Genomic DNA, 21,216 nt, shown 5'->3' on the forward strand with positions numbered 1-21,216 from the left:
GCTAGTCCGATGTTACATCAGAGAATCAAAACCCTCATCGGATGAGGCAGGAATGGTAGTAATTGGAACCTTCTTTACTGATGTGGGTTGTTTTTTTGCAGGTGTGGTGGTTGGATGTAACGGAGTAATATTTTGTTGCTTAGGTGTTTCGTCCGTGTCCTCATCTACTTCAATACTACTGCCTTCCGGTGTGATTTCCTGTTTAGAATTGATATTGTCTGGATTAACGTTTTTGAATTCTACAGTTTCACCTTTACCGCTTGTCCACTGTAGTGAGCTCAGATTGCCGCTAACTTTGGTTTTGCCCGTACTGCAGGTAAGACAAATCAAAGTATTGGCCGGTTTGCCCAGAGCATTGTTTAAACGTTGCTGGTCAACCCGAAGCTGATGCTGTTCTGCCCATGAACTGATACTCTGGTTTAAGAGCTTTCTGTTCAGGTTTCGTTTATTATAAGGATCGCGATAAACGGCAATCCAGATATCATTTTGTTCATCTGTGTTAACTGATACCTGCTGGTAAATGACGGCAGCATCAGCACCGCTTTGTACTGTTGCGGCAAAATCCAGTGCATTCGGGCTGCGTAAACGCACACAGCCATGACTGCGTACACCAGGTACGCTGCTGGGTACATTGGTACCATGAATGCCAAGCCCCAGCCGCGGTTCACCGAGACGGACAAATACGGGACCAAGCGGGTTATTCGGGCCGGGTGGTACAGATTTTTGTACGGCTTTACCGCTTGCCGCCATTTCTTTTTGAATACTGCGCGGGACACTCCATGTAGGATTAGATACTTTGGCACCAATTTTGTATTCACCCAGCGGTGTTTGTGTGCTGGCTTTACCTACAGTTATCGGATAAGTTTTAATTAATTTTCCGTCCTGAAACAGAAATAACCGCAGTTGCGGAACATTCAGGATAACTTGCTGTCCCTGACTGGGTACTGCGTAGTCAGGCATGGGAATGGCAGCATATACACCAGTGGAGATAAGGGTAGTGGCCACTGCATAAAGTATTGGTTTTAACATTATTCTTAAAATCCAGTATGGCAATATGGATATAATCATAACGTAATTTGTCTGTAATGTGAGAAATTAAATACAATTAAATTTATTTAATTTCATTTCTGGCTTGAGGTTATAGCTTGGAACAACGATTTACAGCACAAATTACAGACTGGAGTCAGGAAGGGCGCGGCGTTGCCCGGGTAGACGGTAAGGCGGTATTTATTGATGAGGCATTACCAGGTGAATTAGTAGAATGGCAGCCGGTGCGGATAAAAAAATCCTATACTGAAGGTAGGATTAGCCGAATACTGATGCCGGCTAATGCTCGTGTACAACCGCCTTGTGAATATTATGCTCATTGTGGCGGTTGTAACAGCCAGCATATCGAGTTTACTGCTCAGGTGGCACTAAAACAGCGTGCATGGCTAAGTCAGATGCGGCGTCTGGGTAAGGTTTTGCCTGATGAACTGATGCAGCCTGTTTATGGCTTAGCATGGCATTATCGCCAACGAGTGCGATTACGTGCAGTCTATGATAAAGGCCAATTAAAGCTGGGTTTTCAGGCCAGACAAAGCCATGCAATTGTAGATATTGATTATTGTCTGGTATTACCTGAGGTAATGTCGAAAGCTTTAAAACCAATTAAGCTGTTTTTACAAAACTGGTCTGCAAATACGGTTAAGGGCATTATGCTGCATCAGGGTAATGATGCTATCGCACTCACTATACAGGCTGATGAGTTAAATCAGGCCAAGCGTATGCAGATTGATGGTTTGCTGCAACAGTTACAGCAGCAAAGCGGTTATGTGTGGCAGTGCTGGTTACAAAAAGGTAATAAAACCACTTTAATATCTTCATCTGCGACTTCGGTTCTTGCTTATCGTCTGCCTGAATATCAAATTGAGATTCCATATCAACCTGAAGATTTTACTCAGGTTAATCATGTGACTAATGCGCTTATGGTACAGCGGGCAATGCAATGGTTGCAGCCATGTGCCGGCGAGCGAATTATTGACTGGTTTTGTGGTTTAGGGAATTTTAGTTTACCGATTGCACGGATGCAGGCAGAGGTGCTGGGTATTGAGGGTGTTGCTGACATGTGTCAGCGTGCTGCGCGTAATGCCAGGCATAATGGTTTGGCCAAACTTGTACGTTTTCAGCAGGCTGATCTTTTTGCTATGAGTGCGCAGCGTCTGCGTGAGCTGGGTTATGCGCATAAATGGTTGCTTGATCCGCCACGTGCAGGTGCTCAGGCATTGATACAGTCTTTAAATGAAATTGAAGAGAGGCTGTTACCACGCCGGATAGTTTATATTTCCTGTGATCCGGCTACTCTGGCACGAGACGCAGGTTTACTCGTTAAGCGCGGTTACCGTTATCGCGCCGGCGGTATTATGAATCTGTTTGCGCAAACAGCACATGTGGAGTCGATCGCTGTATTTGACTGGTAAAACAATAATAATGAAACAGGTAAAATTATCTGTTTAGTTAAAAGTAGATGAATATCCTGTAATTATTTCATGATAAGAAATAATATTTTTACTCTTTGAGATGTTGTTATCTGGTTATTCACGTTAATATTGTTGCTGTCAGACTAATGTTTAGAGGTGTTTCTTCATGAATAAATTGGCCAGTATTTTGATGGCAGCGTTGCTGGGAATAACCGTGCCGGCTGTAGCTGCAAATTATAAAATCGATCCTTTGCATGCCAATGCCCGTTTTACACTTGATCACTTTGCAACCTCCAGTAATGTGGGTGGTTTTTATAATCTTAATGGTGAACTTCAATATGATGCAGGTGCGAAAACTGGTTCTGTAGATATAACTATCCCGCTTAGTACTCTGGATACTGGCCGCAGTGAGTTCACGAAACACCTGCAAAGCGAAGCTTTTTTTAATGCGGCAAAGTATCCGAATCTGCGTTTTTCTTCACAGGACTGGATTTTTGATAAACAAGGCAAGGTCAGAGCATTACGCGGCCAGCTGACTATGGTTGGACGAACTCATCCCGTGACATTACGGGCAACTAAATTTAATTGTTATAATAGCCCTATGACTCAGTCGCAGGTATGCGGCGGTGATTTTGAGGCTATTATTGATCGCTCACAATGGGGGATCGATGAATATCTGACGGCCATACCAGCCAGCCGGTATGTTAAAATTAATATTCAGATTGAAGCAGCCAGACAGTAAACTAACTGGGTAATTTACACGGATTATCTGTTTTAATAGCAGATAATCCGTTTGTGCTTTGCACAATACTCAGTTTTTTAGCCGCACAGGTATTTAATATACCGGATTTGTAATATTTAACCGAGTGCATTTTGATTAAAAGGTTGCTTCTTTTGAAAATAATATTAGATCACAGAATAGATTTTAAGCTAGAAACAGGTGTAAAGCTGAAATGTTGATTCAAAGATTTGATATTGGTACTCTGTTAATATTATGATTAGGGTTATGGTGTGAATAATCAGATATTCGTTCTTAATGTAAAAGGTGGAAATCGTTATGTGGTGTATCAAAAAATTTAATGAACTTTCATCACACGATTTTTTTCATATTGCTCGCTTGCGTATCGATACTTTCATAGTAGAACAACAACGTATTTATCCTGAGCTGGATGATTGGGATTTGCAGGCTAAACATGTTTATTATCAGCGGGACGGGCAGATACTGGCATATGCACGAATGTTTCTGGCAGGTGTTCACTTTACCTTTGGTCGGTTTGTGATACATCCAACGGTACGCGGTACCGGATTGGGTGATCAGCTGGTTAAGCTCATTCTGCATTACGCAAAAAATCATTATGCTGAATATCCGGTTAAAATTGAGGCTGACCGGCGAGTACTTAAATTTTATCAGCGGCATGATTTTCAGATACAGGGAACGCCCTATATTTCTAATGGAATCCCTTACGTACAAATGCTGTATCAGCCAAAAAAAGCGACGGGCTGAACAGGGTCGGTTATCAGAACTTGTTTATCGTAGTGATTAATATTCTGGCAATAGAAAAAACCGGTACGATTGTACCGGTTTTATTTTTCAGCAAAACTTATTGATCATTCAGACTAATACCATTTTTTTGTAAAAGCTGATTAATTTGTTCCTGTACCTTTTGCTGTTTGGCCTGTTCACGCAATTGCTCTTTAATCTGATTAAATGCAGGTGCGTTAGGAGCCTGACGCATACCGGCTACTTTCAGCAGAAAAAAATGACCATCAATGTTGATGACATTAGGTGATATCTGACCATTTTTCAGCTGAGAAGCTAACTGAGCAAATTCAGGCGGCAACTGTTGCGGGTTCATCCAGTTGCTGGCAGGAGCTTCCGGATTAACCTGTTTATACAGGGTTTCGTAAGCCAAACCTTTTTTCAGTTTAGTTAAGCCTTCTTCAGCCGCTTCTTTGCTTGGAAAAACAATTGGCAGTAAATTGATTTCCTGACTCACTTGTTCATATTGCCGGCGCAAATCACTGTCGTTAATTTCAGTTTTGGCAGCCAGATAATCCACATACTGGGCAGCATAAAATTGTGCCTGTACATTTTGCCATGCAGCCTGAGTATCAGGTTGTTTATCAAGCCCGGCCTTAATAGCTTCAGCTTTTAATATTTCAGCTGATTGCAGGCGCAAGGTGATTTCTTTCTGAATTTCTGCCTTATCCGGTGCCGGAGCATCTGGCTGAGTCTGCATCTGACGCTCAATCTGTTTCAGCATAACGTTAATACGCTGGCTGTCAATTTTGGGCGCATCAGCAAAAGCGAGCCCGGCTGCCATGATACTCAGCCCAGCCAGCCAAGGAATGCTTTTTTTCATGTTGAGTATTCCTTATTTTATCTTCTGATTAATCAATCAAACCAGAGTTAAATTATTATTTGATTGTTGCATTTTTATAAAGCTGATCAATTGCCTGTGCTATTAAAGCGCTTTGCAGACGGCGTGACAGAACAGGGGTCATTTCTTTCTGACTCGGCAGTTTAACATTGCGCTTATCGTTTACATAGAATATAGCATATATATTGCTGTTACCCTGTACCGGTGTGGCAGTGTACTGACCTTTTTTCAGGTCTTTAATTGCGTTATAGACCGAAGTGGCACTTTCCTGTAAATCTTTAATGGCAACGTAACCTTTAGGAATGCCTCCGTTTTCGCGACCGGCAGGATCAATAGTGTATTCTTTAGCTACAGTGCTAAAGTTTTTATTCGCTTTTAACTGAGCAATGGCTTTATTTGCAGTATCTGCATCACGGGTAATGATTTCACCTAATTGTACTTCCTGTGTGCCGCTGTAATATTTGACCATGTCGTTGTATGCGTTACTTACATCCTGAGGTTTTACCGGATTGTTTTTTGCCACGTTGGCCAGATAGGCTTGAGTCAGCAGATTGTCTTTAAAGAAAGACCATTCTTCTTTGAAACCCGGTTTTTTATCATCGCCCAGACGTTTGGCTTCAGCTTCAGCCTGACTTAAAGCTTTCAAGTATTCAGGATCTTTATCCAGATTCTGGTTTTTTGCAGCCTGAATCAGCAAAATTCGGGTAATCAGGCGGTTGGTAATATTTTTACGCAATTCAGGGGAATCCTGAATCTGATTCTGGCTTTCCTGTACCAGTATGGCTACCTGGTTATCGACTTCTTTGCTGTCAATTTTGGTTCCGTTAACAGTGACTACTGTCTGGGCAGCAGCAATACCGGTTAATCCAAACATAATGGCAGCAGCAATAAATTGTTTTTTCATGGTTCACTCTCTTTTAGTTTAAGTAGATAAAGTAAATTATTATCTGGTTAAATATTCAATGTTTGTGCATGCCCTGATGCTTAAAGCATGAATGGTATTTGTTCTGAATAAATCTTCAAGTAATTGATGGATCTTACGCTGTCGGGCTAAACGTGATAAACCGATAAAAGCATCGCTGACAATCAGCAGGCTGTAATGTCCGCCACCACCGTGACCTTTATGTCCTGCATGTAAATGACTGTCATCGGTCAGTTCCAGTTGCTGCGGAGCCAGTATTTGCAGACGTGTTTGAATAATAGTCTGAATATCAGTCATTTGGCAGAATTTTTTTAAAAGGGCGGATGAGAATTTCTTCAAATACTCCGGCATCAACGTAAGGATCCTGTTCGGCCCATGCTTGCGCTTCGTCCAGAGATTCAAATTCGGCAACAATCAGACTGCCGGAAAAATGGCTGTCATCGTCCGGGAGGGGATTGGGGCCTGCCAGAACCAAACGGTTTTGTGCCTTTAGTTCTTCTAAACGCGCCAAATGTTTTGGCCGTGCTTGCATACGCGCTTCGTGACTGTTATCGGCATCAGTGGCCATTAGCATAAACAGCATTACAACTCATCCTTTTTAGTATACTGACTAATATATACTGTTTGTCCAACAAGAAATAAAAATAATATTGTGGTACTGCCAAAGAGTTTGAAATTAACCCATTGTGGTTCGGTAAAGGTGTAAGCCACCCAGAGATTAAGTGTACCCAGTGCCAGCAGGAATATAACCCAGATATAGGTTAGTTTACGCCATGCAGGTTCAGGCATACTGATTTCTTTTCCAATGGTACTTTTCAGAACATTTTTGCCGCACAGGTGTGAAATCAGCAGACCTGCCGACATAACCCAGAACAGGACGGTCGGCTTACACTTAATGAAGTACGCATTTTTTGAAATTATAGTCGCTCCGCCCAGTATGACGACCAGTGACAGACTTACCCACTGCATCGTTTGCAGGCGCCGGTATTTAAACAGGCACCACACAGCCTGAATAATACCTGCTGCGACGGCTACTTCGGTGGCAAGGATAATATTTTTAGTTAAGGCATAGGTAGCAAAGAAAAGAATAACTACCAAAAATTCAAATGCAGCTTTCATTATCAGGACTGAATATCTTTATTTTCCGGTTACGTATTTTCCGGTTACGGGTTAAATTAAAGGTGACAGATAGATGCCATGATACCCTGAGTTTTTACACTTGGCACGTGTTAAAGCAAGGTATTAAACAAAATTTAACAGTTGTTGTATCAGTTGTTGTATATTGGTTTCAGGCCTTCCTGAGTGTGGTTCGTATGAAAATGTCCACAGATAAATACAGTTAGAAAGCAAATCAGGTACAGGTAACTTGGCATTAAAGTGTCGCAAAAGCTATTATAGCGTGAGATAATATAAAAACAGGTTTAGTGAAAGTTAAACGCCAATTGCATTTATTTAAGTATACTTGTAGAAATTTTCATATGAATAGGCACACGCTTGACGGCATTGGTGCATTACCGGTGAGGGTACGGGATTGAAAAACGCAAATAATTTAAAGATCATCGCACTGTCTTTATGTATGTTGGCCAGTGCACCTGCATGGGCAGGTCTGGGTAGCTTACAGGTTAATTCGGCGCTGGGAGAGCCGTTCTCAGGTAGTATTGTGGTAACTGGTGATGAAGCCAAAGCAGCATTGCACGGGCGACCTGCTGTTTCCGGAGCTCCGTTACAGGTGCGTGTAACAGCACAAGGACAAAATGCCGTAATTCATTTGCGCTCCAGTAAACCTGTGCATGATCCGATGCTGACTTTCAGTCTTGCTGCCGGTAGTCAGGGGCGGCAGTATACTGCGTTGCTGGATCCACCTGAACGCCATCATTCGGCTGGAAAAAATAAAGCAACCGGCAAACATCCTAAATCTGTACATTCTGCACCAGTGCGTTCTGCAAGAGAAAAATCTGCAGCACGAGCTACTGTCGCACTGCAAAACGGCCTTGCTTCCGAAAATGCGGTAGTGAAATATAATGTCGATAATAATGAAACCTTGATGGATGTTGCTCGTAAGGTACGGCCGCAGGGACTGAGTTTAGAGCAGACCATGCACGCTATACAGGTTGCTAACCCGAATGCTTTTCGTAACGGTAATCCTGATTTGATGTATCGCAATATTAGTCTGAATATTCCTTCTACTTCACAGCTGAAAAAATTATCCAAAGTACCACTTAAAACAGCTGTAAAACCGGAAGTGACACAAAATACAACACCGGCGGTAACAAAAGAAAAAGACAATCCCAAAGTAGCCGCTAATACCAGAGATACGGCTGCGTCGGAAGCTCAAACTAAAGAAAACACTGTTAAAGCAGAAACATCAGCAGCGTCTTCAGTTCCTGCTCAGGCTTCAGCCACTATTCAGGCTTCAGAAGTTGCACAGGCTTCAGAAGTTGCACAGGCTTCAGCTCCGGCTGCAAGTGCGGCATCTGTGGTGAAGGCAGTACCTGTACAGCCTAAAGTTAATACACAACCTGTTCAGCCTGCAGAAGAACCGGCTGAAGAATCCATGCTGCCTTCATGGTGGCCATATGCTCTGGCCGGTTTGGCCGGTGTTCTGTTGATTGCTGCCTTACTCTGGCAACGAAGCAGAAAACGCAACAGCATAGAATACAGTACTGAGTATGATGAAGATTATTCTTCTGATGATGAAGATGATGATGTGGTATTTGAGACTGAACCTTCTGTAGTCAGTCAGTCTACATCTGTACCAGCTACTACAGCTAAAACAGCTGCGGCTGCTACAGCAGTAACGACTACAGCCAATGCTGCTGCAGATGACGACGATTGGTCGTGGCTGAATGATGCCGCTGCATCGGATAAACCGGCTCAGGCAGATAATAAATCTGCTCCTGCTAAGGAAGTACATTCAGAGCCTGTATCACAGGTACCTGATAAAAAAGTAACAGAAGCCAAGCAGGAAGAAGACGATACTGACTGGCTGAATTTCAATTTCACTGATAATACACCTGCAACTAGCGCAGATACGGCTGCACCGTCATCTGCTGAGCTGGATAGTAATGACGATTTATCATGGCTGGATCAGATTGATGCAACTGAACAGCCCGAAGTTCTGACTTCGCATGAACAACCGGCTGTTACAGAACCTCAGCAAGAGGTGGCAGACAATACGGATTTTGAATGGGTAGTTGCGGAAGAGCAACACCCGGATGAATCTCAGGCTGAAGCACATCAGGATTTTGTGTTACAGGATAACGCATCATCAGACAGTAATGATTTACAACCGTCAGATATATCCTTTAGCTCTGATTTGGATGCGGTTCAGCCCGAACAACAGTCTAAACCGGCAGCAGCAGAAGATGACTCATTAAATTCTCTGGCTGATTTGCAGTGGGATGAAGACTTTAAATTTGATGATGAATCTAAACAGGATACTTCTGCCCTTGAAGAAGTGCATTCCTCTATTGAGCAGACTTTGGCTCCGCATGATCAGCATGCATTTGCAGCAGAAGATGATGCCATTTCCACAGATATTGATTGGGATTCACTAGGAGTAAGTGATGATTCCGACAATCAACCCATTGTTGTTCCTGAGGCCGACACGGAAGAGATTGATATTCCGTCCATGGACTTTGCGCTTGAAGACGATAACTCTAAACCGGCACCAGCTGTTAATGCAACTACTGCACCAACAAGGCCGACCTCTTCATTTGCTACCGGTGATGGTGGGCAGGACTGGCTGGAACAATCAGCCAAACCTGAGCAGGTTGATAAACCTCTGACTCCTGAACAGCAGGCTATTCCATTACAAGCAAAGCTGGAACTGGCAAAAATGTATCTGGAAATGGATGATGCAGTTACTGCTCGTCAAACGTTGCGTGAATTGGTTGATGAAGCTAATGGCGCGATACTGGCAGAGGCACAAAATCTGTTACAGCAATTAGGTGGCTAATTCGCCTTATTTTGGTTGAATTGTCAGTTGCTTTAATTTCTGTATCTGAAACACTAAAATGGCCGAATTCTGTTTATGGAATTCGGCTATTTTATTTGCTGTAAATTTGCCGTATTTTTTAATATATTACGCATATAAATTTCAGTTATTAATTGATTTTATTGCGGTTTATAAGTTTGCATTTGAGGTGTATCAGCTTATGAAACAAGCTGAATAGAATTGTTAAGAAATAGGGTAGTGGTGCGTAATGGCGCGCAGAAGCGGGTTTTGTCGTCAGATAAAATCATTCTGAACTAATATATATTCTGATTTGACTGGACTATTAATGATGTAAGCGATTTATTACCAGGCAATTTTTTATTGCTGCTTTGCTATGAGTAATTATATAGGTTTCAAATATGAAGGCAGTTAACGGCTATGCGATAATAATGGATGTGGTTGATGTGATTTATTTGGATTAGAAACAGGCATGGTTGCTAACAGAGAAGAAAATCAGGTGATTACGCATGAAGGTGGTTTGCCTGTACAGCGCTGGGCATTAACTTTGGCTTATGATGGGCGTGCCTTTCATGGTTGGCAAAAGCAGCCGGATGGTTTGTATACTATTCAGTCGGTTCTGGAAGATGCTTTGAGTTCCATTGCTGCTGAACAAATCAATGTTGTGGTAGCAGGACGTACCGATGCCGGTGTTCATGCAACGGGGCAGGTGGTACATTTTGATACGTGTGCGCTGCGAAGTGCCGAAGCATGGTTGCGCGGAACGAATACAGCGATGGATAAAAATATTCGTATTATCAAAGCACAACCGGTGGCTGCTGAATTTCACGCCCGTTTTGACGCATTCGGGCGGCGTTATCGTTATATGCTTGAATCCAGCCGGGTACGTATGCCGCAGCTGCGTGGCCGTGTCGGCTGGACTCACTATCCGTTGAATATGGCGCTAATGCGTGAAGCTGCGGCAATGCTGGTGGGAGAACATGATTTTTCCAGCTTCCGCTCCAGTGACTGTCAGGCTAAATCACCAGTAAAAACCTTATATAAATTAGACCTTGTCGGCAGCCCGGAATTAATGGCGATCGATTTTTATGGTAGTGCGTTTTTACACAATATGGTACGTAATATTGTTGGTGCTTTGGTGTATGTGGGTGCAGGTAAACTGAGTGTGGCCGGTTTTGCTCAGTTGCTGGCAGCCAGAAGCCGGCGGCTGGCACCGCCAACATTTATGCCGGACGGATTATATCTAACCGGTATTGATTATCCGCAGCAATGGGGTGTGGAAACAGCTGTTTTACCGGTATGGCTGTGGCCATATCTGGATTAATGCCAATATTGCGGGCAAGTTTGAAAAGGGGCTGAGGATGAAAATTCGAAGCAAGATTTGCGGGATGACCCGCGCTGAAGATGCAATGCTCGCTGCCCGGCTTGGGGCAGATGCAATCGGACTGATATTTTTTTCTGGCAGTAAACGCTGTGTCTCTATTGAGCAGGCGCAGGCAATTACTCAGTGTATACCTCCGTTTGTAACAGTAGTCGGGTTGTTTGTTAATGCTGCTACAACTGATGTACAGGAAGTGCTGAGGTATGTGCCTCTGGATGTACTGCAATTTCACGGGGATGAAAATGCTGAATTCTGCCGTCAGTTTCAACGTCCGTATATTAAGGCAATAAGAGTACGTGATACAGCTGATATTGAAGCTGCAGCAGCTACATATACAGATGCCCGTGCTTTGCTGTTTGATGCAGCTGTTGCCGGGCAGTATGGCGGTACAGGTCAGACTTTTGACTGGCAGATACTGCCTGAAAGGCTGGATATTCCATGGATACTTTCTGGTGGTCTGAATCCGGAAAATATTGCTTCGGCAATCAGACAAAGCAAAGCTATGGCTATTGATGTATCCAGTGGTGTGGAAGCATCGCCCGGAATTAAAGATGAGCAAAAAATGCGGGCTCTGATGGTGACTGTTAATCAGTTTTCTGAATAAGTAATAATCTGATTTTATACTAAAAAATAAGAATTTTTATGTGGCATTTATTATTCTAGCATAGAAACTGAAAGCAATATCTGCAAGCCTGAATTTTATTCAGTTTATTACTGAGCAATAAAAATATATTTATAAGGAAAGTGCGGTTCTGGTTTTGAAGATGAAAAGCCGGAGAGTGAAATCATCCTGTTTGAATATTATTTTTGTACTCAAACCAATATGGCTGAAATGATTGAGCTTGTGGATATTCTGGTGCTCAAACTGGCTATTTTACGTTTTACTGACAGATTATCATAACAGACCCGATAAAAATAATAATAATCAATATGAATGATTTGTTTTTTTCGGTTTAAAACAGAAGTATAAAAGCAAATTTTGCATAGTGATTCTATTTTCCCGGATTTTTATTGGAAGTAATGTCATTGATGCTGGCGCTAGATTATCTGACAGCCAGTATTGGTTTATTAAGATTAGGTTTTTTAAATGATGACAGATATAACAATAAATATGTAATCAAAATTCATGTTGTTATTTTAAGCAGCTCTTATTTATGAAATTAATAACCTGCATTTTTTATTGGTTTTCGTTTTTAATATTGTATTGTCTGATACAAAGCATTTATGCTGTTCTGCCGCGGTATGCTGATATCTTTCTGGATAGCAGGGTTTATATTGGTGATATCGGGATTTTTTATTAACACAGAAGCAGAACTCTTTTATTTATTCCGGATTAAGTATGGATAACGGGATAATGGATTTAAAAGGTGATAATATGACCGGATAGTTTTACTTTGCGGGTAAATTGTCGCTCAATGGAAAAAAATATGGAAAATTATCACTATCCTGACGAACAGGGCTTTTTTGGTGAGCACGGTGGGCTGTTTGTATCGGAAACACTGATTGCAGCTTTGACTGAATTAAAACAGGTTTATTATGCAGCGAAAGCTGATCCGGCATTCTGGGCACAGTATCATGAGGATTTAAAATATTATGTAGGCCGTCCCAGTCCGGTTTACTATGCACGGCGCTTATCTGACTATCTGGGCGGAGCGCAGATTTATCTGAAACGGGAAGATTTAAATCATACCGGTGCACATAAAATTAACAATACGATCGGTCAGGCTTTACTTGCACAGCGAATGGGTAAAAAGCGCGTTATCGCTGAAACCGGTGCTGGTCAGCATGGTGTGGCCTCTGCTACGGTAGCTGCGCGTTTTGGTCTGGAATGTACGGTATTTATGGGTACTGAGGATATCCGCCGTCAGGCACCGAATGTGTACCGGATGAAGCTGCTTGGTGCTCAGGTGGTTGGGGTGGATTCCGGCTCATGTACGCTGAAAGATGCCATGAATGAAGCATTGCGTGAGTGGGTGGCACGGGTGGATGATACCTATTATATTATTGGTACCTCAGCCGGTCCGATGCCTTATCCGGAAATGGTGCGAGATTTTCAGTGTGTTATCGGAAATGAAGCAATACAGCAGATGCAGGAAGCTATCGGTCGCCAGCCGGATGTAGCAGTAGCCTGTGTCGGCGGCGGTTCGAATGCGATTGGTCTGTTTTATCCTTATATTAATGTGACTGAAACTCGTCTGGTAGGGGTTGAGGCAGGTGGTCTGGGCTTATCCGGTTCTCAGCATGCCGCGCCTATCAGCTCGCACAGCCCGATGGGGGTATTGCACGGATTCCGGGGTTATCTGATGCAGGACGAAAACGGACAGGTGATGAATACTCATTCTGTTTCCGCCGGTCTGGATTATCCCGGTGTAGGTCCGGAGCATGGTCTGCTGCATGATATTGGCCGGGTAGAGTACGAAGCCATGGGTGATGAAGCTGCGATGGAAGCATTTCATTTGCTGTGCCATAAGGAAGGTATTATTCCTGCACTTGAATCCAGCCATGCGCTGGCATGGGCAGTAGCCAATGCACCGAAAATGAGTCCGGATGAAGTCATTCTGGTGAATCTGTCCGGCCGGGGGGACAAAGATATTAATACAGTTGCCCGGCTGGACGGAATTAGTCTGTAGTAAATATTTGTTGTATGTATGAATAAGAGTATTAAACTGTCTTCCGGTCAGATTTTTATGATGGCTCTGGCCATCGGTCTGGCCGTAGCCAGTAATTATTTTGTCTTTCCGCTGATAGAAGTAACTGCACGCTATTTTGGTATGAATGTTGCCAGTAGCGGCATGCTTATTACGCTGACGCAGCTTGCTTATGCGCTGGGGCTGATTTTTCTGGTACCGCTGGGTGATTTGCTTGATAACAAAAAGCTGATTGTATCGCTGTATGTTGTTGTAGGTATCAGTGCGCTGCTGATAGCATTTGCTCCTGATTTATGGCTGTTTATTGCCGGTCTGGTGATGGTCGGCGCCTTTTGTACCGTGGCTCAGGTGCTGATGCCGCTGGCCGCCAGTCTGTCAGAACCTGAACAGCGCGGGCGGGTAATCGGTACGCTGATGAGCGGGCTGTTACTGGGTATTCTGTTGTCACGTACTTTTTCCGGTATGGTTGCCCATTGGTGGGGCTGGCGTACGGTATATATGCTCGGTGCGGCAATGCTGCTGTTAATGGCACTGATTTTGCAATGCAAACTGCCTCATGTCCAGCGTGAACACAGTACTCTGGGTTACTGGAAAACGCTGGTATCGGTTTGGTCGTTATTATGGCGTACACCGTTATTGCGGCAGCGTGGTGTGCTCGGGGCGCTGGATTTCTGTTTGTTTTCAGTGTTGTGGACACCATTGACGTTATTGCTCAGCCATGCACCTTATCATTTCAGTTTGAGTACAATTGGTTTATTTGGTTTATTTGGTGCGCTGGGGATTTTTGGTTCCAATGTAGGTGGCTGGGCTGCGGATAAAGGCCACACTTATGCGATGACAATAGTTTGTGCCTTACTGTTTTTGCTTAGCTGGTCACTATTGTATGCCGGAGGGGTGCATTTATGGGCATTGATCGGCGGGGTAATTTTGCTGGATTTTGCGATTCAGGCATTGCATATCAGTAACCAGTCGCTGATTTATCGTTCTGATCCGGCGCTCAAAGGTCGGATTACTTCCGGTTATATGAGTATGTATTTTATCGGTGGTGTACTCGGCTCACTTGCTTCTGCTATGGCTTATGCACATTATGGCTGGAACGGAGTTTCGTTGCTGGGCGGAGGAGTGGCAACGCTGATTTTGCTGTGTGCACTATTCTTTAAATGTGAACGTATATCTTAAATCTGTGCTGCTGAACTGATCTGGCTGCCGGCCGGCGACGGATTAGTTTCTGTGGTTGGTAATAATTATTATTGTGAATAGGATTATTTATGTCTAATCATGCTGTGATGACAGTGATTGGTAAAGACCGTATTGGTATAGTTGCTGAGGTAGCCACGCTGCTGGCAGAGCATCAGGTTAGTATTGTGAATATCAGTCAGCAGTTAATGGATGATTATTTCACTATGATTATTCTGCTGGATGCGGAAAAATGTACTTTACCGCGCTTAGAGTTCAGTAAATTTCTGGATAGTGAAGGCGAAAAACGGGGATTGCACATCCGTGTGCAGGATGAAGCATTGTTTAATGCCATGCACCGGATTTAGGAGTTATTTATGTCTTTTTCTATTCAGAATAATGAAATTCTGGAAACTGTACGAATGGTATCCGACCAGCATTTCGATGTGCGTACGATAACTATTGGCATTGATTTGCATGATTGTATTGATACAGATATCAAGCGCCTGAATGAAAAAATTTATGCCAAGATTACCCGTGTCGGTAAAAATCTGGTACAGACGGCAACTGAGCTGTCGGCTAAATATGGTGTACCAATTGTGAATCAGCGCGTTGCTGTAACACCTATTGCTCAGATTGGTGCTGCCACCGGTGCTGATTCTTATGTATCGATAGCACAGACACTGGATAAAGCGGCAAAAGCCATTGGTATTTCGTTTATCGGCGGTTTTTCTGCATTAGTACACAAAGGAATGAGTGCTGCCGATGAGATATTAATCCGATCAATTCCTGAGGCAATGGCCTGCACAGATGTCGTATGCAGCTCAGTAAATATCGGTTCTACCCGTGCCGGCATTAATATGGATGCTGTACGGCTGATGGGCGAAACCATCAGCCAGACTGCGGCAATCACGCCGGAAGGTTTTGGCTGTGCCAAGCTGGTGGTTTTTTGTAATGCGGTAGAAGATAACCCGTTTATGGCTGGTGCCTTTCATGGTGCGGGAGAAGCAGACTGCGTCATTAATGTCGGTGTATCCGGACCGGGCGTAGTATGTGCTGCGTTGCAGAATACACAAGGGCTGTCCCTGACCGAAGTTGCCGAGCTGGTGAAAAAAACCGCATTCAAGATTACCCGTGTGGGTGAACTGATCGGCCATGAAGCCAGTAAAATGCTGGGTATTCCGTTCGGTATTCTGGATTTGTCTCTGGCACCTACTCCGGCAGTGGGGGACAGTGTTGCCCGGATTCTGGAAGCGATGGGGCTGAGTGTCTGCGGAACGCATGGCACGACTGCGGCACTGGCATTACTGAATGATGCAGTGAAAAAGGGCGGTATGATGGCTTCCAGCGCAGTAGGCGGACTAAGCGGTGCGTTTATTCCGGTATCTGAAGATGAAGGTATGATAGCAGCGGTAGAAGCCGGTGTGCTGACGTTGGATAAACTGGAAGCTATGACGGCGGTGTGTTCGGTCGGGCTGGATATGATTGCTGTACCGGGCGACACTCCGGCCAGTACGTTGGCGGGAATTATTGCGGATGAAGCTGCTATCGGCCTGATTAATAGCAAAACTACAGCCGTGCGGGTGATTCCGGTTACCGGTAAGGATGTCGGTGATTACGTAGAGTTTGGCGGTTTACTCGGCCGAGCTCCGGTTATGCCGGTGAAATCCGGTTCCTGTGAGGTATTTATTAATCGTGGCGGACGGGTACCGGCACCGGTGCAGTCAATGAAAAATTAAGGAATGTGCTGTACCGCATGGTATGATGCAGGCTATGATAATCAGCACTGGCAGTGTTGCAGGCAGATAAAATCTGGCTGTCCGCAGGGAGCGGCAGAATGATGGCTGGCTGAATCAATATACTGCTAAAGTGTTCGGAAATGAGTTGAGAACATAATGAGTAGAATTCAACATACGTTTGAGCAGCTGCATGGACGGACTGCTCTGGTATCGTATATCACTTGTGGTAATCCAGATCTGGCTACAACAGTACAGCTGATGAAAACGCTGGTAGCCAATGGTACAGATATTATTGAACTGGGTGTGCCTTTCTCTGATCCGATGGCCGACGGGCCGGTGATTCAGTCAGCTGCCGAGCGTGCTTTACGCCAGAATGTGTCTCTGAATGATATATTTCATGTGGTCAGACAGTTCCGGCAGGAAAATCAGACGACACCAGTGGTGCTCATGGGTTATCTGAATCCGGTTTATCATATGGGTTATGAACGTTTTGCCAGCGCTGCCGCACAGGCTGGTGCGGATGGTGTGCTGACAGTAGACTGTCCGGCCGAAACGATTGATGATTTGCATGAGCAGCTCAGGAAATACGGGCTGGACTGCATTTTTCTGATTGCCCCTACTACCACTGATGAGCGGATTAAACTGATTGGCAGTAAGGCCAGTGGTTTTGTTTACTATGTATCACTTAAGGGAGTGACCGGTTCATCACAGTTGGATACGGCCGAAGTTTCGCGTAAAATTGATCATTTACGCCAGTTTATACAGGTGCCTATCGGTGTGGGTTTTGGTATTCGCGATGCCGACAGTGCCCGCCGTATCGGAGCAGTAGCGGATGCCGTAATCGTTGGCAGCCGCTTTGTGCAGACAATAGCCGAGCATACTGGCCATGAGGCCGAAGCTCTGGCTCCTGTTGTCGCTGAGCTCAGACAGGCTCTGGAATAATCTGTGTAACATCCTAATTCTGTATGGCGGCCTGTTCCGGCTGCCGGCAATAACCGGGAATAAAAGAATGAGTTGGTTAGATAAAATCCTGCCGCCTAAGATTAAAAAAGATGCAGCGGTTAAATCCGCAGGTATCCCTGAGGGATTGTGGCAGAAATGTCCGTCCTGTGCGGCAACTTTATATGCCACGGATTTGAAAAAGAATATGGAAGTGTGCCCGAAGTGCGGATATCATAATCCGGTGTCAGCACGGGAACGTATCAGTATGATGCTGGATGAAACCAAACAGTATGAAATTGGTAAAGACATCAAACCAGTTGATATTCTCAAATTCCGTGACAGCAAGAAATATACTGACCGCTTAAGTGCTGCCCGTAAGCTGACGCAGGAAGATGATGCGCTGCTGGTGGTACGCGGAACCATGAATGGTGTACCTGTGGTTGTGGCCGCTTTTGAATTCAACTTTATCGGCGGTTCAATGGGTTCTGTTGTGGGTGAGCGCTTTGTTCGCGGTGTACGTGAGGCGGTAAAACATAACTGCACCTTTATCTGTGTGGCCGCTTCCGGTGGTGCACGCATGCAGGAAGGTCTCAATTCATTAATGCAAATGGCTAAAACCTGTGCTTCATTACATTTGCTTGCTGATAAATCACTGCCTTTCATATCAGTATTAACCAATCCGACTATGGGCGGTGTGTCTGCCAGCTTTGCGTTTATCGGTGATGTTGTTCTGGCTGAGCCGAATGCTCTGGTTGGATTTGCCGGTCCGCGGGTGATTGAACAAACTGTACGTGAAACTTTACCGGAAGGCTTCCAGCGTTCGGAGTTTTTACTGGATAAAGGGGCAATCGATCAGATTGTTGACCGGCGTGAATTAAAAGATCGAATTGTTCGACTGATTGGTTTGTTACGCTCAGAAGCCAGTGCGGATGCCGCCTGACACAGTTTGTGTATCTGTATAATAGAATAATGGTTATAGCAATGCCCTGATATGTTTTTCAGGGCGTTTTTATTGATAGAGACTAAAAGAATACATCAGTTAATTTTGAGCTATGCCTGTAACTGTGCCAGTAATACCGGTACATGGCTGTGGGCAATATCTTTGGCCGCCGTAAGCAGCCATAGTTGCTGATGCTGCTCATGCAGTTGCTTCAGTGTACGCAATGCTTCCTGTTGTTGCAGGCTGAGTTCCTGCTGATACAGCCGGCAAAATTCCTGGTAATGATTTTCAGGATTCTGGTGCAGCCATTTTCTGAGCTGGCCGGACGGGGCAACAGCTTTAATCCACTCAACTCCGCTTAGTCTGATTTTGCTGATACCGCGTGGCCACAGACGGTCTATTAATACTGCCGGCTGCTGATGCTGATAGGTATATACACGTTGAATATTATACATGTCGATTGAGCTTAACTCTATAAATTATCAATCATAATTTTTAATATCTGTATCGGCAAGCATGGCAGTGTACCAGTAGCAGAATGGGCAGGCTGATGTGGTAAAAAACTAATAATCAATATCGGCCAGTGTCATGGTTCCAATGTAATAATCCGTATTGTGTATCGTAACAGAAAATTAAAAAGCAGCCGGTGCGGCTGCTTTTTTCTATAAATAATGCTATTTCTGATTTTTATTCAGTTCCTGATCTAACTCATTTTTAAGCATTAGCCCTGAAATGGTTTTGCCATTCGGGAAAACCAAGGTAGGTGTGCCATCAAAGCCATATTTATTACCCAGTTTTATGACGTCAGCTACCGGATTATCACAATTGGCAACAGCAGCAGGTTCTTTGCCCTTGCGCATCCACTGAGTCCATGCGGTTGTACGCTCGTTCTGACACCATATCTGCACAGCCTTTTTCTGTGCATTTGGATGTAAATCAGGTACCGGCATCAGGAAAGTATAGACAGTGATATTGTCTATCTGGGCAATTTCTTCTTCGAGTTTTTTACAGAATGGGCAGTCAGGATCGGAGAATACAGCCATTACTCGCTGACCATTACCGTGGACCTCTTTAATTGCTTTTTCTAATGGCAATTCTTTAAAGTCTATTTTGGACATATCGCTGACTCGCTGTTCGGTAAGATTTTTCCGGTGTTCCAGATCAATCAGATTACCAATCATAACATAGGCAGCATTTTCATCAGTATAAATAATCTGATTGCCGGTAATGACTACTTCATAAATACCTTGTAACGGTGTGGTATATACACCCTGTATATTTAATTCGGAACCTTTGAGCATTTTGCTCATTTTACTGGCCAGATTGGCATTTATTTTTTTACTGATTTCCGCATCAGCCGGGCGACCCGCGTCAGTTACATTATTGGCTGCTGATACAGATGCAGTTGTACTACCTGAGGCCGACTTTGCCGCGGAATCAATATTATGTACAGGTGTACCGTCGCATGAAGCAATTAGCGGTATGGCCAGTAGGGGTGCAAGCCATTGCCATAGATAAGATTTTTTCATATTGAAATTCTTTTTCTGTCTGTTAATGTATGCCCTGACTGAGAAAGGCATAAAAAAAGTATCCAAGTGGGAAGTTTTGCTATTTTATCGCTAAACAGGATAAATCCGGCAGAACGCCAGACTAGCTGAAAACAACGAAATCTATAGTCTGTTTTATCTGCTTTTATGCCAGGCCTGTCCGGCTACGCGTTAGTATAAAGCAATCATGTTATAAGTGTAATGTTGTTTTGTAGTTAAACGGCTGGCGCAGCCAGTAGCTTCATGCCACAATACTTATCCGATAATTAATGTGAATTCTTGCTATGACTCCGATTTTGGCTTTCGACATAGAAACTGTGCCGGATGTAGCCGGCATTCGTGTTCTGAATCATTTGCCGGCAGAGGTCAGTGATGCTGATGTAGTGGAATTTGCCTTGCAGCAGCGACGAGCCAAAACTGGTAACGATTTTATGCAGCTGCATTTGCAGCAGGTAGTGGCTATTTCCTGTTGTATGCGCTGGGGTACGGATAAAATTCATGTGGGCAGCATCGGAACACCGGAAGACAGCGAAGAAACTTTAATTGCGCGTTTTTTTGAGCTGATTGAAACTCATACACCTCAGCTGGTGAGCTGGAACGGCGGCGGCTTTGATTTACCAGTATTACATTATCGTGCTTTGATTTATGGCATCAGTGCGGCACGCTACTGGGATATGGGCGAGGGTGATTTTGGCGACAGCCGAGATTTTAAGTGGAATAACTATATCAGCCGCTATCATGCACGCCATTGTGACTTAATGGATTTACTGGCTTTATATCAGTCCCGTGCCTGTGTACCTCTGGATGATATGGCCAAACTATGCGGTTTTCCGGGAAAACTGGGTATGGACGGTAGTAAAGTCTGGGCAGCTTATCAGCAGGGCGAGCTGGCACAGATCAGGCACTATTGCGAAACCGATGCAGCCAATACTTATTTAATGTATCTGCGCTTTAATCTGTTACGCGGTTTTCTGGATGCAGACGAATATGAGCAGGAAATCCGTTGTCTTAAAGGTTATCTGAGTACGCAACAGGCAGTACACTGGCAGGAGTTTCTGAGTGCATGGGGCAGATCGGTCTGATTATCAAAACAAATAAGCTGAAAACTGAAATGATGATTTGTATG

Annotated in this window: 21 protein-coding genes; 13 read left to right on the plus strand and 8 right to left on the minus strand. The window is 44.1% G+C overall.

What is annotated here, in order from left to right; genetic code table 11:
- Positions 1–12: 12 nt before the first annotated feature.
- Positions 13–1,029 (minus strand): L,D-transpeptidase, encoded by a 1,017-nt coding sequence (locus H3U82_RS00220; RefSeq protein ID WP_078475389.1) that lies wholly within the window; start codon positions 1,027–1,029, stop codon positions 13–15.
- A gap of 116 nt (positions 1,030–1,145) precedes the next feature.
- Between H3U82_RS00220 and rlmD the strand changes: the two genes are divergently transcribed.
- The 3 genes from rlmD (at position 1,146) to H3U82_RS00235 (ending at position 3,963) form a co-directional block, all read left to right on the plus strand.
- The gene (gene rlmD / locus H3U82_RS00225; protein ID WP_084585753.1) at positions 1,146–2,459 is read left to right on the plus strand and encodes a 23S rRNA (uracil(1939)-C(5))-methyltransferase RlmD; all 1,314 of its coding nucleotides are present in this window, start codon (positions 1,146–1,148) and stop codon (positions 2,457–2,459) included.
- 166 nt (positions 2,460–2,625) lie between these two features.
- Positions 2,626–3,201, plus strand: a complete 576-nt coding sequence (locus H3U82_RS00230; RefSeq protein WP_084551732.1) for a YceI family protein — start codon at positions 2,626–2,628, stop codon at positions 3,199–3,201.
- Between the two features lie 315 nt (positions 3,202–3,516).
- Positions 3,517–3,963, plus strand: a complete 447-nt coding sequence (locus H3U82_RS00235; RefSeq protein ID WP_037393368.1) for a GNAT family N-acetyltransferase — start codon at positions 3,517–3,519, stop codon at positions 3,961–3,963.
- Between the two features lie 97 nt (positions 3,964–4,060).
- Here the strand turns inward: H3U82_RS00235 and H3U82_RS00240 are convergent, their stop codons facing one another.
- The 5 genes from H3U82_RS00240 to H3U82_RS00260 are packed head-to-tail and all read right to left on the minus strand — an operon-like array spanning position 4,061 to position 6,881.
- On the minus strand, positions 4,061–4,822 hold the full coding sequence (locus H3U82_RS00240; protein ID WP_025331382.1) for a peptidyl-prolyl cis-trans isomerase: 762 nt from the start codon (positions 4,820–4,822) through the stop codon (positions 4,061–4,063).
- 55 nt (positions 4,823–4,877) lie between these two features.
- Entirely contained in the window at positions 4,878–5,744 is an 867-nt protein-coding gene (locus H3U82_RS00245) for a SurA N-terminal domain-containing protein (protein ID WP_100125736.1), read from the minus strand.
- A gap of 39 nt (positions 5,745–5,783) precedes the next feature.
- A complete protein-coding gene (locus H3U82_RS00250) occupies positions 5,784–6,059 on the minus strand; it encodes a BolA family transcriptional regulator (protein ID WP_084551735.1) in 276 nt (91 codons plus the stop codon).
- Entirely contained in the window at positions 6,052–6,345 is a 294-nt protein-coding gene (locus H3U82_RS00255) for a YciI family protein (protein ID WP_025331379.1), read from the minus strand. Before H3U82_RS00255 ends, H3U82_RS00250 begins: the two co-directional genes overlap by 8 nt.
- Positions 6,345–6,881: a septation protein A gene (locus H3U82_RS00260; protein WP_198208698.1), complete on the minus strand. Its 537-nt coding sequence runs from the start codon at positions 6,879–6,881 to the stop codon at positions 6,345–6,347. The genes H3U82_RS00255 and H3U82_RS00260 overlap by 1 nt, the downstream gene beginning before the upstream one ends.
- Positions 6,882–7,338: 457 nt before the next feature.
- Here H3U82_RS00260 and H3U82_RS00265 point away from each other — a divergent pair, with 457 nt between their 5' ends.
- The 9 genes from H3U82_RS00265 (at position 7,339) to accD (ending at position 18,543) form a co-directional block, all read left to right on the plus strand.
- A complete protein-coding gene (locus H3U82_RS00265; protein WP_198208699.1) occupies positions 7,339–9,720 on the plus strand; it encodes a FimV/HubP family polar landmark protein in 2,382 nt (793 codons plus the stop codon).
- A 469-nt stretch (positions 9,721–10,189) separates the two neighbouring features.
- The gene (truA, locus tag H3U82_RS00270) at positions 10,190–11,041 is read left to right on the plus strand and encodes a tRNA pseudouridine(38-40) synthase TruA (RefSeq protein WP_198208700.1); all 852 of its coding nucleotides are present in this window, start codon (positions 10,190–10,192) and stop codon (positions 11,039–11,041) included.
- 37 nt (positions 11,042–11,078) lie between these two features.
- Positions 11,079–11,702, plus strand: coding sequence for a phosphoribosylanthranilate isomerase (locus H3U82_RS00275; RefSeq protein WP_198208701.1), 624 nt, complete (start codon positions 11,079–11,081; stop codon positions 11,700–11,702).
- Positions 11,703–12,525: 823 nt separating this feature from the next.
- Positions 12,526–13,728, plus strand: coding sequence for a tryptophan synthase subunit beta (trpB, locus tag H3U82_RS00280; RefSeq protein WP_025331372.1), 1,203 nt, complete (start codon positions 12,526–12,528; stop codon positions 13,726–13,728).
- A gap of 18 nt (positions 13,729–13,746) precedes the next feature.
- Positions 13,747–14,925, plus strand: coding sequence for an MFS transporter (locus H3U82_RS00285; RefSeq protein ID WP_084548352.1), 1,179 nt, complete (start codon positions 13,747–13,749; stop codon positions 14,923–14,925).
- Between the two features lie 89 nt (positions 14,926–15,014).
- Positions 15,015–15,290, plus strand: coding sequence for an ACT domain-containing protein (locus H3U82_RS00290; RefSeq protein WP_025331370.1), 276 nt, complete (start codon positions 15,015–15,017; stop codon positions 15,288–15,290).
- A 9-nt stretch (positions 15,291–15,299) separates the two neighbouring features.
- Positions 15,300–16,661 (plus strand): PFL family protein, encoded by a 1,362-nt coding sequence (locus tag H3U82_RS00295; RefSeq protein WP_198208702.1) that lies wholly within the window; start codon positions 15,300–15,302, stop codon positions 16,659–16,661.
- 156 nt (positions 16,662–16,817) lie between these two features.
- A complete protein-coding gene (trpA, locus tag H3U82_RS00300; RefSeq protein WP_198208703.1) occupies positions 16,818–17,603 on the plus strand; it encodes a tryptophan synthase subunit alpha in 786 nt (261 codons plus the stop codon).
- 67 nt (positions 17,604–17,670) lie between these two features.
- The gene (gene accD, locus H3U82_RS00305) at positions 17,671–18,543 is read left to right on the plus strand and encodes an acetyl-CoA carboxylase, carboxyltransferase subunit beta (RefSeq protein ID WP_025331368.1); all 873 of its coding nucleotides are present in this window, start codon (positions 17,671–17,673) and stop codon (positions 18,541–18,543) included.
- 110 nt (positions 18,544–18,653) lie between these two features.
- On the opposite strand, the gene H3U82_RS00310 is transcribed toward accD, so the two are convergent.
- On the minus strand, positions 18,654–18,998 hold the full coding sequence (locus H3U82_RS00310) for a DUF488 domain-containing protein (RefSeq protein ID WP_198208704.1): 345 nt from the start codon (positions 18,996–18,998) through the stop codon (positions 18,654–18,656).
- A 219-nt stretch (positions 18,999–19,217) separates the two neighbouring features.
- Positions 19,218–20,072, minus strand: coding sequence for a DsbC family protein (locus H3U82_RS00315; protein WP_198208705.1), 855 nt, complete (start codon positions 20,070–20,072; stop codon positions 19,218–19,220).
- A 302-nt stretch (positions 20,073–20,374) separates the two neighbouring features.
- On the opposite strand from H3U82_RS00315, the gene H3U82_RS00320 reads away from it, so the two are divergent.
- On the plus strand, positions 20,375–21,172 hold the full coding sequence (locus H3U82_RS00320; RefSeq protein WP_084553690.1) for a 3'-5' exonuclease: 798 nt from the start codon (positions 20,375–20,377) through the stop codon (positions 21,170–21,172).
- The last annotated feature ends 44 nt before the right edge of the window (positions 21,173–21,216 follow it).

The sequence above is a fragment of the Snodgrassella sp. W8132 genome (assembly GCF_016100865.1).
In the GTDB taxonomy this organism is placed as follows: Bacteria; Pseudomonadota; Gammaproteobacteria; order Burkholderiales; family Neisseriaceae; genus Snodgrassella; species Snodgrassella alvi.